This is a genomic window from Tardiphaga sp. P4_G1, assembly GCF_056401215.1.
Map to the genome: position 1 here is coordinate 412,281 of NZ_JBFUJU010000001.1, position 14,020 is coordinate 426,300.

The following is a 14,020-nucleotide window of genomic DNA, read 5'->3' on the forward strand; positions in this document are numbered from 1 at the left end:
GGCGACCCTAGTGGAGGCCGCCGGGCCAGACAAGGGAAGGGTCTGGCCTCAAGATCTGGTGCCGCAGTGCGGAAAGTCCAGAGCGCGGACTATGGGGCTTTTGCGAATACGACCTGGCGAACGTCGATATTCCCCGACAGGAAACCGGCCTCGCAATAGGCCAGGTAGTATTCCCAGAGCCGCCGGAACCGGTCGTCGAAACCGAGCGGCGTCAGGCTTGGCCAGGCCGCGCGGAAACTATCTCTCCAGGTCGCCAGCGTCTTGGCATAATCCAGTCCGAATATGCGTTCCTTGATGACAGGAACGCCGTATCTGGCCCCGAGGGATTTCAGGATTTCCGGCGACGGCAGCATGCCGCCGGGAAAGACGTAGCGCTGAATGAAGTCGACCTCGCGCCGATAGGTCTGGAAGAACTTGTCTTGGATCGTGATGGCCTGGATACCGATCAATCCGCCGGGCAGCAGCCGGTCGCGCAATTGTGAGAAATACTGCGGCCAGAACTGTTCGCCGACGGCCTCGATCATCTCGATCGAAGCGATGCGGTCATACTGTCCACGTTCGTCGCGATAGTCCTGAAACTTGATCTCGACTTTGTCGCCAAGGCCCGCGTCCTGCATCCGCTTACGTGCGAAATCGCGCTGCTCGGTCGAGATGGTGAGACCGGTGACATGCGCGCCGTAGTTTTTCGCGGCATATTCGGCAAAGCCACCCCAGCCGCAGCCGATCTCCAACACCTTCTGGCCGGGCTTCAGATCGATTGCTTCTGCAAGCCGGCGATATTTGTTGTTTTGCGCGGCCGTGAGATCCTGCGTACCGTCTTCGAAAATCGCGGACGAATAGGTCATGCTCGGATCGAGCCACGCAGAATAGAACGCGTTGCCGATGTCGTAGTGCGCGTAGATGTTCTTGCGAGCTTGCCGCTTGGTGTTGCGATTGAACCAGTGACGAACGATCTGGACGAAGCGCATCAGCGGATTGTTGCCGAGCATCACCTGAATGAGATCGTGATTGACGCAGAACAGATACAGGAATTGCGTGAGATCCGGCGTGTCCCATTCGCGGTGTAGATAGGCTTCCGCGATGCCGATATCGCCGCCATTCACAAGACGCGACGCGAACGCATAGCTGGTGATCGTCATCTCCGCGGCAGGACCAGGTTCCATGCCGCCGAGGCGGACACGCCGGCCATCGGGAAGTGTCACGTCGAGCGTGCCGCGGCGCAGACGTGAGCCGAAGCCCAATGCCAGCCGGACGATGCGCGGCAGATCGGGCAGCGCCTTGTCGACATTTTCCGGAGTGAGAACGATCAGATCAGACATGTGCAGATCCAGGGGAGTTCGTGGTTCTGTGCCCGAATTCAAGTCGCATGGAAGGATGTGGCCGCCGCTCTTTTGTCGAACAGGATCGTCTTTGTGCGCTGCGAAATTCGGTCAACGCGCGGACGATTTTGCAGGAGTATAAGCGCGGCCTTGTTTGCTCGCCAAGCGGGTATTTCTTGCATGGTTTGCTTCACGCGGCACGATTGACGTCGAACGGCGGTGGCATCCGGTCCGCATCGTCAAGCCGATCATGATCGACCAACAGATCTTCACGCGGCAACTGAAGCGATGGCCCATGGGCTTGAGCCGCGCATACATCACATCCCGGCGGGTTTCAAAACGCTGCCGGTGCACAGGGGAACGCAATCCGGGCGTCAGCAACAAATGAACACATGAAATCTTCGTAAGCCTGACCTGCCGGCGCTTCTGTTAGGGACCAAAAAACCCCACAAAATCGGGAGAATCTGTGCAAATCCACTCATTTGCGGGCATCCAGCATTCGTGTCGCTTGCACGTTGCGACACGTAAGAACACTGTCCGCAGGATGATTGGGCAGCTAGAATGCGGGCTCGTTTCATTGACCAAGCATCACCCGGTGAACGTGTCTCAGGCTACATACTCCAACGCCTCGAATCTCGGCGCAAAGCGCGCGCGGCGGAGCCTTGTCCGGATGTCCGTGCGGTGAGTCTCCTGTTTGCGAAAAAGATCGGGCGTTCGGTCGTCGCCTTTGCCGTCGTTGCCAGTTCGGCAGGCTGCATCCTGACCAAGGATCTGCCCGATCCGGCGCTCGATATCCCTGAAGGCTACAAGGCGGCACGGCTGGCCAATCCGAACGGCGCCACGCCGACACTGGACTGGTGGCGCGGCTTTCGCTCCAAGGAACTGACGCAGCTGATGGAGGAGGCCCAGACGGTCAACCTCGATATCGCTGCGGCAACATCGCGAATCATGCAGGCCGATGCGCAGGCACGAATCACCGGCGCAGCGCTGCTGCCCAGCGTGAGCGGCGGCGGGCAGGAGACCTATTCGCGGACCTCGGGCTCCAGTTCCAGCGGTCTGACCAACGGCGGCCGCGAGGTGGTGACCTATTCGGCCTCGCTCTCGGCCAGCTACGAGATCGATTTCTGGGGCAAGAACCGCGACGCGGCGCTGGCTGCGGAAGAAACCTCGACGGCCAATCGTTTCGACCGCGACGTGGTGGCGCTGACCACTATGGCGGCGGTCGCCAATGCCTATTTCCAGGTGCTGACATCGCAGGACCGCATTCGCACGGCGGAGCGCAACATCGCCAGCGCGCAGCGTATCCTTGATGCGATCAAACAGCGCTTCAGTGCCGGCACTGGCACCGATCTCGATGTCGCGCAGCAGGAAAGCGTGCTGGCCAATCAGCGCGCTGCGGTGCCGCCGCTGCGGACCACGCTGGCGCAGAACGTCAATGCGCTCGCGACGCTCGTGTCCCGCCCCCCTGAAAGCGTGCGCGTGGCCGGCGGGTCGCTGAACAATATCGCAGCCCCGCGCATCACGCCCGGCCTGCCGTCAGAGCTGTTAACCCAGCGGCCGGATATCCGCCGGCAGGAGGCGCAATTGGCCTCGGCCACGGCCAATGTCGGCAGCGCCCGGGCGCAGTTCTTTCCGAGTATCCAGTTGACCGGCTCGGGCGGTTATCAGAGCGCAGCGCTGGCCTCGCTGTTCCAACCCAATGCCGCCTTCTTCAGCCTCGTCGGCGGCCTGACACAGCCGATCTTCGATGGCGGGCGCATCCAGGGCAATTTCGAGCTGACCCAGGCACGGCAGGACGAGCTCCTGCAGACCTATCGCAAGACGGTCGTGCAGTCCTTTGCCGACGTGGACAACGCGCTGGTCGCGATCCGCCAGACCACAGAGCGGCTGCGGCTGCAGCGCGAGGTCGTCCGGGCGTCCCGGCGGGCCTTCGAACTGTCCGAGCAGCAATTGCGGGCTGGAACCGCTGACATCGTAACTGTGCTAAACACCCAGCTGACGCTGTTCCAGGCGGAAGATGTCCTGTCGCAGGCGCAACTGGCGCGGCTGCAGGCTATCGTCAGCCTCTATCAGGCGCTGGGGGGCGGCTGGGAGCCGAAAATGGAAAGACCGGTCAATGCTCTTTAAGCCGGAGTTGAAAGAGGCCGCGAAAGCGACGGGCGATGGTGTCGCCAGGGTCGCCGGCAAGGCGCGCCGACGCACGGTGTCGATCGCCGTGACGCTGCTGATCCTCGGCGGGCTCGGCTATATCGGCTGGAACGCCTTCCAGCAGCGTCAGACCGCCAACCGCGGCGGTTTCCGACCGGACATGATGACGGTGCCGGTGCTGGCAGCGACGCCGAAGATCCAGGACGTGCCGGTCTATCTCGATGGCGTCGGCTCGGTGAAGGCCTTGAACAATGTCACCGTGCGCGCACAGGTCGACGGCAAACTGATCAAGGTCAATTTCAAGGAAGGTCAGGACGTCAAGGCTGGCGATGTGCTCGGCGAGATCGATCCCGTTCTCTACAAGGCGCTGTACGATCAGGCTGTTGCCAAGAAGGCGCAGGATGAGGCGACGCTGGCCAATGCGCGGCTCGACCTGATCCGCTACCAGCAGCTCGCAACGTCAAACGCCGGCTCCAAGCAGCAGGCCGACACCCAGAAGTCGCTCGTCGCCCAGCAGGAGGCGCTGGTGAATGCCGATCAGGCTGCCATCGACAATGCCGCCGCGACGCTGAGCTACACCAAGATCATCGCGCCGCTCTCTGGCCGTGCCGGCCTGCGTCAGGTCGATCAGGGCAACATCATCCACGCGTCCGATACCACGGGCCTCGTGGTGATCACGCAGCTGCAGCCCATCGCCGTGCTGTTCAGCCTGCCACAGCAGCAAATCGTTCGCGCGAATGCCGCTGCTGCCAAGGGCACGCTGATGGTCGATGTGTTCGGCAATGACGGCGTGACCGTCATCGACACCGGTACGCTCACCGGCATCGACAATCAGGTCGATACCACGACGGGCACCGTGAAGCTGAAGGCCGAGTTCCCGAACCCGAATTATCAGCTCTGGCCCGGTCAGTTCGTCAATGTGCGGCTGAAGGTCGAGACCCTGAAGGATGCGATGGTGGTGCCGACCTCGGCTGTGCAGCGCGGTCCCGCCGGCACGTTCAGTTACGTGATCGAGGAGGGCGACATCGTCAAGGCGGTGCCGGTCACCGTGACGCAGCAGAACGAGACCACGGCCGTCATCGCCAAGGGCCTGTCGGCGACCCAGCGTGTTGTCACCACTGGCTTTGCCAATCTCGCAGAAGGATCGAAGGTTTCTGTCGGCACCAACGATCAGGAGCCGACCGCCGACTTGGCCCCACGCAAGCGTGGCGGGGGCAAGGGCAATGATGCCGGCGAGCGTCGTGGCAAGCGCGGCCAGAATTCAGGTGGTGCGGGTGGCCAAGGCAATCCGCAGGCGCCGATTGGCCAGACGCCGCCTCCAGCTGGACCGAGTGCCGCGCCATCGGGAGCGAAGTAGCCATGATGTTCGCACGATCGATCGCTTGAGTTGATGATTTCGATACAAGAGAGCGCACAGTCATGAGCGTCTCGGAGCCCTTCATCCGCCGGCCCATCGCGACGTCGCTGCTCGGCATCGCGTTGTTGATCGGTGGCGCGCTTGGCTACTTCGGGCTTCCGGTATCGGCGCTGCCTCAGGTCGATTTCCCGACCGTGCAGGTCTCGACGCAATTGCCGGGCGCGAGCCCCGAAGTGACAGCGTCGCTGATCACCGCGCCTCTGGAACGTCAGCTTGGACAGATTCCATCGCTGTCCTCGATGACCTCGACGAGCTCGTTCGGCGTCAGCCAGATCTCACTGCAGTTCGATCTGAACCGCGATATCGATGGCGCGACCCAGGACGTGCAGGCGGCGATCAATGCGGCCGCCGGTGTGCTGCCGAAGAACCTGCCATACCCGCCGGTTTATGCGAAGGTCAATCCGGCCGACGCGCCTGTGATGACGCTGGCGCTGACCTCGGACACCATCTCGCTGCGATCGATGAGCGATCTGTCCGATACATTGCTGGCGCAGCGGCTCAGCCAGATCTCGGGTGTCGGCAAGGTTGCCGTGCTTGGCGGCTTGAAGCCGGCGGTGCGTGTGCAGGCGGATCTGGCGCGGCTCGCTGCCTATGGCATCGCGATGGAAGACCTCCGTACGGCGATTGCCGGCGCCAATGTGTCAGGTCCCAAGGGCTCGCTCGATGGCGCGCAGCAGGCCTACACGATTGCGGCTAACGACCAGATCGCGGCGGCGGATCAGTATCGACCGATCATTATCGCTTATCGCAACGGATCCCCTGTCACCATCGGCGACATCGCGCAGATCGTCGACGGCCTGGAAAACGACCGCACTGGCGGTTGGTATCAAGGCACGCCAGCCGTGATCATCGAGATCCAGCGGCAACCCGGTGCAAATGTCATCGAGGTCGTTCGCCAGATACGCGAGGAAATTCCGAAGGTGCAGCGCTCGATGCCGGCCGGTGTCAAGCTGACCATCGTGAGCGACCGCACCGTGACCATTCGCGCCTCGGTCCATGACGTGCAATTCACGCTGGTGCTGTCCGTCATCCTCGTGACTTTGGTGGTGCTGCTGTTCCTGCGGTCGCTGCGGGCAACGTTAATTGCCGGCGTGGCCCTACCGCTGTCGCTGATCACGTCCTTCGGCGTGATGTATTTCGCCGGCTTCAGTCTCGACAATCTCAGCCTGATGGCGCTGACCATCGGCACCGGCTTCGTCGTCGACGACGCCATCGTGATGATCGAAAACATCGTCCGTCACATGGAAGAGGGCGAGAGCCCGATGGAAGCGGCGCTGGCGGGAGCGAAGGAAATCGGCTTCACGGTGATCTCGCTGACGGTGTCGCTGATCGCTGTCTTCATCCCCCTGCTATTCATGTCCGGCCTCGTTGGCCGCATGTTCCGCGAATTCGCGATGACGCTGACCATTGCCGTGGTGATGTCCGCCGTGGTCTCGCTGACTCTGACACCGATGATGTGCTCGCGGCTTTTGAAGCACACCAGGGATGAATGGCAGGTGCCGGGTCTGGGAGCCGTCAGCCGCTTCATCGACCGTATGGTGGCATTCTATCACCGCACGCTGTTGTGGGTGTTGCAGCATCAGCCAGCCACGCTGGTTGTCACGTTCCTGACCATCGTCGCAACGCTCGGCCTCTATGTCATCGCCCCCAAGGGCTTCCTGCCGCTGCAAGACACGGCCTCGATCACGGCTGTGACGGAGGCTGGTGCCGACGTGTCCTTCGCAGAAATGCAGAGCCGGCAGGGCGCGGCAGCCGCAGCGATCCAGGCCGATCCGGATGTGACGGGAATCATCTCGGTGATCGGCGGCGGCTCGGTCAATCCGACCACCAATGTTGGCCGGCTGGTGATGACCCTGAAGCCGCGCGGCGAGCGCAAGGACGACATGACCGCCGTGATCGCGCGGCTCAAGGATCGCGTCGCCGCGATCCCTGGCATGACTGTGTATTTCCAGCCGGTGCAGGATATCCAGATCAGCACGCAAGCGAGCCGTTCGCAGTATCAATATACGCTGACCGGGACTGATGCGGCGCAGGTCACCGAATGGTCGCAGAAGCTGGTCGCCGAATTGCGCCGCGATCCGATGTTCCGCGATGTGTCTTCGGAAGCCCAGACTGGCGGATTGCGGGCCTCGCTCGATATCAACCGGCAGCGTGCCGGTCAGCTCGGCGTCAATCTGCAGGGCGTCACCGACACGCTGAATGACGCCTTCGCGCAGCGCCAGATTTCGACCATCTACGGTCAGGCCAATCAGTACCGCGTTGTGCTGGAGGCATTGCCGTCACAGCAGCGCGATCCCGATGTGCTGTCGAAACTGTATCTGCCGGGTGTGGCCGGCGCGCAGGTGCCGCTGTCTGCCGTAGCCACATTGACGCGTACCACGGCGCCACTGGCGATCTCGCATCAGGCGCAATTCCCCGCGATCTCGCTCAGCTTCAACCTCGGGCCGAACGAGGCGCTTGGGGATGCGGTCGACGAAGTGAAGAAGATCGAGACCCGGATCGGCATGCCGACCAGCATTGTCGGGATGTTCTCCGGCGATGCTGCGGAATTCTCCAAGTCGCTGTCAGGGCAGCCTTGGCTGATCCTCGCGGCGCTGGTGACGATCTATATTGTGCTCGGTGTGCTCTATGAGAGCTACATTCATCCGATCACGATTCTCTCGACGCTGCCATCGGCTGGCGTCGGTGCAATCCTCGCATTGATGTTGACAGGACAGGACCTGTCGGTGATCGGCCTGATCGGCATCATCCTGCTGATGGGCATCGTCAAGAAGAACGCGATCATGATGATCGACTTTGCGCTGGATGCCGAACGCAATCGCGGCATGGCGCCGGAAGCGGCGATCGTCGAAGCCTGCCTGCTGCGGTTCCGCCCCATCATGATGACGACGCTGGCAGCATTGTTTGGTGCGTTGCCGCTGGCGATCGAAAGCGGCACCGGCGCAGAGCTGCGCTTCCCGCTCGGTGTGTCGATCATCGGCGGTCTGCTGCTCAGCCAGATACTGACGCTCTACACCACGCCGGTGATCTATCTGGCGCTGGATCGCATCAATCGCCGGTTCGAGAAGAGTGCACCGCCCGTCGCTGGTGCAGCCGGGACAGCGGGAGCAGGGGGGGCGCCCTAGTGGCTTCCATCTCCATCTCAGCGCCATTTATCATGCGGCCGGTCGGCACTACGTTGCTGGCGATCGGACTGTTTCTTCTCGGCGTCGTCGCTTATCATTTCCTGCCGGTCGCTGCGACGCCCAATGTCGATTTCCCGATGATCCGCGTGCAGGCGTCGCGTCCCGGCGCCGACCCGTCAATCATGGCGGCGACCGTTGCTGCGCCGCTGGAACGACGTCTGGGCATCATCGCAGGCCTCGATCAGATCACCTCAACGAGTTCGCTGGGCTCGACCAGCATCCAGTTGCAGTTCGCCATCGGCCGCGATGTCGATCGCGCCGCGCGTGACGTCCAGGCTGCCATCAATGCGTCGATGGCCGATCTGCCGACCGATCTTCCGACGCTACCGACGTTCCGCAAGGCGAATCCGTCAGCCGCACCTGTCTTCATTCTCGCTTTGACGTCGCCAACCATGTCGGCGTCCGCGATCTACGACGTCGCCGACACCGTGATCGTACAGCGGCTGTCGCAGGTGCCGGGGGTCGGCGAAGTCACTGCCAGCGGCGCCGACCAGCCCGCGGTGCGCATCCAGCTCAATCCGGTCGCGCTGTCGAATGCCGGGATTGCCACCGACGACGTGCGCACCGCCATCGTCAATGCCAATCCGCTTGGTCCAGTCGGCATCTTCCAGGGATCGCGGCAGAGCGAGACGATCTCGATGAATCCGCAGATGCGCACGGCGGAAGAGTTTCGCGAGATCATCGTCAAGAGTTCGAACGGTAATTATCTGCGGCTGTCTGATGTCGCGGATGTTCAGGACGCCACGCGCAACAGCCGCTCGGTTGCCTGGTTCAACAAGCAGCCGGCGGTGCTGATCCAGATCACCAAACAGGGCGACGCCAACGTCATCGACACCGTCGATCGCGTGAAAGCGCTGATCCCCGATCTGAAACAATGGATTCCCGCGGGGATCGAGATTTCGGTTCTGACTGATCGTACCGGCACCATTCGCGCCTCGGTCGAGGACATGGAGTGGACGCTGTTTGCCACCGCCGTGCTGGTGATGGCCGTGGTGTTCCTGTTCCTGCGTCGCGGCACGCCCACCATCGCAGCCGGCGTCTCGGTGCCGCTGGCGCTGGCTGGCACCTGCGTCGGCATGTGGCTGGCCGGCTTCTCGATCAACAACCTGTCGCTGATGGCGCTGGCGATCTCTGTCGGCTTCGTGGTCGACGACGCCATCGTCATGATCGAGAACATGTACCGCAATCTTGAAGAGGGCATGGCGCCGATGCAGGCGGCGCTCGCAGGCGCCAGGCAGATCGGCTTCACGGTGCTGTCGATCAGCCTGTCGCTGATCGCCGCCTTCATCCCGCTAATCTTCATGGATGGTCTGGTCGGCCGATTGCTGCGCGAATTCTCTTTGACGCTGACATTCTCGATTGTCGTCTCGACGCTGGTATCGCTGACGGTGACACCGATGATCTGTGCGCAATATATCAAGAGCGGTCTGTCGAGCACCGAGACCCGTTTCGACCGTATCGTCGAAGGCACGCTGTCACGCGTCGTGGCGTTCTATGAACGCACGCTGCATGTGGTGCTGGGTTTTCCACTCCTGACGCTGTTGGTGTTCTTCGCCACCATCGCGCTGACGGTCACACTCTACATCAAAACGCCGAAAGGTTTTTTCCCGAACGACGACAGTGGCTTCGTGATCGGTGCAACGCGCGCATCGGCCGATGTCTCGTTTCAGGCGATGCTCGGATTGCAGCAGCATATGGCTGATCTCGTGCTGAGCGATCCTGGCGTGGCCAGTATCGGTTCGTCGCTTGGCGGCACTGGCGGGCCGGGCGGCGGCGGCGCAAACCGGGGCACCATGTTTATCGCCTTGAAACCACCAGAGGAGCGCAACGGCGCATCGACTGAAGACGTCATCAATCGGTTGCGTCCGAAGCTCAGCGCGGTCCCGGGTATTCGTCTCTTCATGTTTGCTGCGCAGGATCTGCGCGCCGGCGGACGCCAGAGTGACTCCAACTATCAATACACGCTGACCTCGACCAATCTCGATCTCCTGCAGAAATGGGCACCGCTGGTCGGCAAACGGCTGGAGAGCGTCGAGGGCATCACCGACGTGTCGAGCGACCGCGATCCCGGCGGATTGCAATTGACGCTGACCATCGACCGCAAGATGGCATCGAGCCTCGGCGTCAAGGTGCAGGACATTGACAACGCCTTGAACAACGCGTTCTCGCAGCGGCAGATCTCGACGATCTATACCCAGCGGAACCAATACAAGGTGGTGCTGGAAATCGATCCGAAATTCCAGAACGATCCGTCCGATCTCGATCGTATCTATGTCGCGGGCCTGAATGGGTCGCAGGTGCCGCTGTCGGCGGTTGTGCGCATGTCGCGCACGTTGTCCGCGCTGGCGGTGTTCCACTCGCAGGGTTTCCCGTCGACGACGGTGTCATTCAACACGCTACCCGGGGTGCAGCTCGATGCCGTAACCGGCAACATCCAGCGCGCCGTCGACGAACTCCATATGCCGGAAGGCATCCGCGGCGGCTTCGACGGCAATGCCGGTGACTTCAGCAAGACGACGGGGCGGCAGCCGCTGCTGATCCTCGGCGCGCTGATCGCGATGTATATCGTGCTGGGCGTGCTCTATGAGAGCCTGGTGCACCCTCTGACCATCATCTCGACGCTGCCCTCGGCAGGACTCGGCGCGTTGCTGGCGTTGCAGATCACCAATACGCCGCTGACCGTGATCGCCTTCGTCGGCATCATTCTCCTCATCGGTATCGTCAAGAAGAACGGAATCATGATGGTCGACTTCGCCATCGAGGCGGAGCGGCATCGCGGACTGTCGCCCGCCGAGGCGATCTTCGAGGCCTGCACCGTGCGCTTCCGCCCAATCCTGATGACGTCATTGGCCGCGGTGTTCGCCGCGATCCCGCTGGTCATCGCGACCGGGCCGGGCACCGAGCTGCGCCGCCCGCTGGGCATCACCATCATCGGCGGGTTGTTCGTCTCGCAGGTGCTGACGCTTTACACGACGCCGGTGATCTATCTCCTGATCGACCGGTTGCATAACCGCTTCCGCCCGGCGCCGGTGCCGGCCCCGGCTGAATAGCCAGATCCGGGCATTACGGCGGTTGAAGCCTCGGGCCGCGCGGCGTATAGCGGGCAATGTCCAAGAAATCAGATCTGCAAGCCGCCGAGGTCGCCGAGGCGATCCCGGAATGTCCGCATTGCCAAAAGCCGATGCCGCTGTGCATCTGCGACAGCATCACGCCCATCGACAACAAGATCGAGCTCCTGATCCTGCAGCATCCGCAGGAGCAGGACAGGGCGCTGGGCACCGCCCGCGTCGCCGCGCTACATTTCAAGAAGGCCACGGTCAAGATCGGCCTGTCCTGGCCGAGCCTCGCCAAGGCGCTGGGGAAGCCGGTCGCCGATCCCGCTCGTTGGGCAATCCTCTATCTCGGCTCGGCCAAGGTCACCGATTACGAGACCGACCGTGATATCCTCGCCATCGACCGCAAGGGTCAGGCTGAGGAAAACCAGCGCGCACTGCTGAAAGACATTCAGGGCATAGTGCTGCTCGACGGCACCTGGAGCCAGGCCAAGGCGTTGTGGTGGCGCAACGCATGGATGCTGAAATGCCAGCGCGTCATTCTCGGACCGGCGAAACCGTCGCTTTACGGCAAGCTGCGCCGCGAACCGCGCAAGGACGGCCTGTCGACCATCGAAGCCGCGGGGATGCTGCTGGCCAGCCTCGAACGGAAACCGGATATCGAAGCGACACTGAACGAGGCCTTCGAGCGGATGCTGGCGAAATATCGCGAAGCCCAGACCGTCATGCCGGAACTGGCGCCAAAGCCCAAACCCAAGCGCGACTGGCGGCGTAAGAAGCACGCCTGATCGCGTTCGGTTTTGATTGATCCCGGCCTATCGGCTGCTGGGCGGCGGACCGACGCCGGCTTCACGCTCGTCACTCGATGATGACGGTCTGACGAGCGACGAAAACGGATTGCGGAACAGTCCGCCGCGAGCTTCTTCCACGACGGGTGCGGGAGGCGGTGCCGGGGCTGCAGCCTGCGGCGGCACCACCGGAACCGGCAGCTTCTCGCACTTCAGGGAATAGACCAGCTGGCCGTCGGCGGTCCGGCCAATCGGCGCACAGGGATCGGTGCGAACCGGAACGGGCGGTTTGGCCTGGGCCCAGCCTGGCGAGGTCATCAGCAATGTGGCGATCAAGACCCGGATGTTCATCGTGCCCCCTAGGGTTAGCAGGATGCTACGATCAATAGTCCAATCCTGCCAAGCGAAGTGTTGCAGCGCACCACTCATAGCAGTCGCGCCCCGATCACGGGTCTGGCAGGCTAAGTTATTGATTGGATTGATGGAGGCCACGTCGGGAATCGAACCCGAATAAACGGTTTTGCAGACCGGCGCGTAACCATTCCGCCACATGGCCCCATAGCGGGTTAGTTACAGACCGTTCGCCATTTAGGCAATGCCCGGCTGAAATCTTTCATGGGTTCCGACATACCGACACAAGATCAGCAGGAGGCCTGCCAGCCATCCGGAAACGGGATCAGCGGCCAAGGGCCGTCATTGTCGTTCGCAGCGGTCGGAATCGGGGCGAAGAACATTTCCTGGCTGCGCAGATCGTCCCGCACATCGGCCTCGATTTCGGCCCGGACCGTCTCCAGCAGATAGTCAAATTCGGCTTCGCTCATCTTCTAGCTCCCTGTCTTGGGAGCAATCTGACGCAAAGCCTTTGTTGGGCTGTTGAATGGATCGTTCAAATTGTACCGATCCACACGCGAGGCCCGTCATGGTTACCGGGACGTTTACCTCATTGAATCAGGTGTGGGGTTTCCCGGCACCGATCAAATGGTTCGCGGTAACATCAAACTGTTTGCTCGGTAGCGGGTGTGTCGGTCTCCAGCAGCGTATCCAGCATCTTGCGGCCCTTGGTACTGGCCTGCATCAGGGGATCTGCCTTGAAGGTCGACTTCAGGAAGCTCGACACCGCGCGGATACGCGGCACGAATTGCAGGTCATTGTGGACGTTGATCCACAGCTCTCGCGTGGTGGACAGCTTGTCGTGCAGCACCGGGATCAGGTCAGGACGGCGCGCCGTCGCAAAACTCGGCAGCAGCACGAGCCCGATGCCGCCGGCCGCAGCGTTCATCTGCGCGCACATGCTGTTGGAATGGAACGAGACTGGCGGGCTCTTGATGATGTCATCGAGCCAGCGCACCGAGTCGAGCTGGATCTGGTCGTCGATATAGGTGACGAAGCAGTGCTCCGTGAGCTCGGATGCGTTCTTGGGCATGCCATGTGCGTCCAGGTAACTCTGCGACGCATAGAGCCCAAGTTGGAAGCAGCCGATACGCTCCGAGACCATGCCCTGACCGGTCGGGCGGAAGAAGCTCAGAAACAGATCGGCCTCGCGCCGGTTCACCGAGACGCTCTGCGGTGATGTCAGCAATTCGACGGTCAGGTCCGGATGCTGTTTTCGCAATTCGACGAAGCGGTAGGCGAGGTAGAGCGAGGCGATGCCTTCCATCGTGGCGAGACGGACCCGGCCGGCCATACGGCTGCCGCCGCATTGCACGTCTTCCCGCATGGCAATCACCGCGCTCTCGATGCGTTCGGCGTGGCAGAGCAGGCGGTCGCCGGTCTCGTTGACCTTCAATCCCGACGGCAGTCGCTCGAACAGCGCCACGCCCAGCGTGCTCTCCAGATGCGCGATGCGGCGGCTGATGGTGGATTGATCGACCCGGAGGCGCTTGGCCGCACTGCCAAGGCTGCCGCCGCGCGCCGCGTGAATGAAGACCTTGAGGTCATCCCAATCGAGCGATTTGAAATTGTCCATCCGAGAGTAACAGCAAGAGCTGTGCCAGTGCGCGTCGCTGGGACGCCATGTCGCGGTGGAAAAGCCAGTCTGCAAGGCCCTTTGCAGGATTGTCTATACCCCGTGCGATCCGAAGCAACCTAGCCTGACGGGAACAAAGAACGA

At 62.1% G+C, this 14,020-nt stretch carries 9 protein-coding genes and 1 tRNA gene; 5 read left to right on the plus strand and 5 right to left on the minus strand.

What is annotated here, in order from left to right; translation table 11 throughout:
• Nucleotides 1-89: 89 nt before the first annotated feature.
• Nucleotides 90-1,319: an SAM-dependent methyltransferase gene (locus AC1DUY_RS02055; RefSeq protein ID WP_093758543.1), complete on the minus strand. Its 1,230-nt coding sequence runs from the start codon at nt 1,317-1,319 to the stop codon at nt 90-92.
• Nucleotides 1,320-2,009: 690 nt separating this feature from the next.
• On the opposite strand from AC1DUY_RS02055, the gene AC1DUY_RS02060 reads away from it, so the two are divergent.
• The 5 genes from AC1DUY_RS02060 to AC1DUY_RS02080 all read left to right on the plus strand — a co-directional run bounded on the left by AC1DUY_RS02060 (nt 2,010) and on the right by AC1DUY_RS02080 (nt 11,910).
• Nucleotides 2,010-3,446 (plus strand): efflux transporter outer membrane subunit, encoded by a 1,437-nt coding sequence (locus AC1DUY_RS02060; RefSeq protein WP_478112411.1) that lies wholly within the window; start codon nt 2,010-2,012, stop codon nt 3,444-3,446.
• Nucleotides 3,436-4,824, plus strand: coding sequence for an efflux RND transporter periplasmic adaptor subunit (locus AC1DUY_RS02065; protein WP_478111904.1), 1,389 nt, complete (start codon nt 3,436-3,438; stop codon nt 4,822-4,824). Before AC1DUY_RS02060 ends, AC1DUY_RS02065 begins: the two co-directional genes overlap by 11 nt.
• 62 nt (nt 4,825-4,886) lie before the next feature.
• Nucleotides 4,887-8,009, plus strand: coding sequence for an efflux RND transporter permease subunit (locus tag AC1DUY_RS02070; RefSeq protein ID WP_478111906.1), 3,123 nt, complete (start codon nt 4,887-4,889; stop codon nt 8,007-8,009).
• 32 nt (nt 8,010-8,041) lie between these two features.
• Nucleotides 8,042-11,119 carry an efflux RND transporter permease subunit gene (locus AC1DUY_RS02075; RefSeq protein WP_478112413.1) on the plus strand — a complete coding sequence of 1,026 codons (3,078 nt, stop codon included), beginning with the start codon at nt 8,042-8,044 and terminating at the stop codon, nt 11,117-11,119.
• Nucleotides 11,120-11,175: 56 nt separating this feature from the next.
• Nucleotides 11,176-11,910, plus strand: coding sequence for a tRNA-uridine aminocarboxypropyltransferase (locus AC1DUY_RS02080; protein WP_093758548.1), 735 nt, complete (start codon nt 11,176-11,178; stop codon nt 11,908-11,910).
• A gap of 27 nt (nt 11,911-11,937) precedes the next feature.
• Here AC1DUY_RS02080 and AC1DUY_RS02085 read toward each other — a convergent pair whose 3' ends face one another.
• The 4 genes from AC1DUY_RS02085 to AC1DUY_RS02100 form a co-directional block, all read right to left on the minus strand.
• On the minus strand, nt 11,938-12,261 hold the full coding sequence (locus tag AC1DUY_RS02085) for a hypothetical protein (protein ID WP_231080662.1): 324 nt from the start codon (nt 12,259-12,261) through the stop codon (nt 11,938-11,940).
• A gap of 131 nt (nt 12,262-12,392) precedes the next feature.
• A tRNA-Cys gene (locus AC1DUY_RS02090) sits at nt 12,393-12,466 on the minus strand.
• A gap of 85 nt (nt 12,467-12,551) precedes the next feature.
• Nucleotides 12,552-12,731, minus strand: coding sequence for a hypothetical protein (locus AC1DUY_RS02095; protein WP_068736432.1), 180 nt, complete (start codon nt 12,729-12,731; stop codon nt 12,552-12,554).
• Nucleotides 12,732-12,904: 173 nt separating this feature from the next.
• Nucleotides 12,905-13,876: a LysR family transcriptional regulator gene (locus AC1DUY_RS02100; protein WP_478111909.1), complete on the minus strand. Its 972-nt coding sequence runs from the start codon at nt 13,874-13,876 to the stop codon at nt 12,905-12,907.
• Nucleotides 13,877-14,020: the final 144 nt, after the last annotated feature.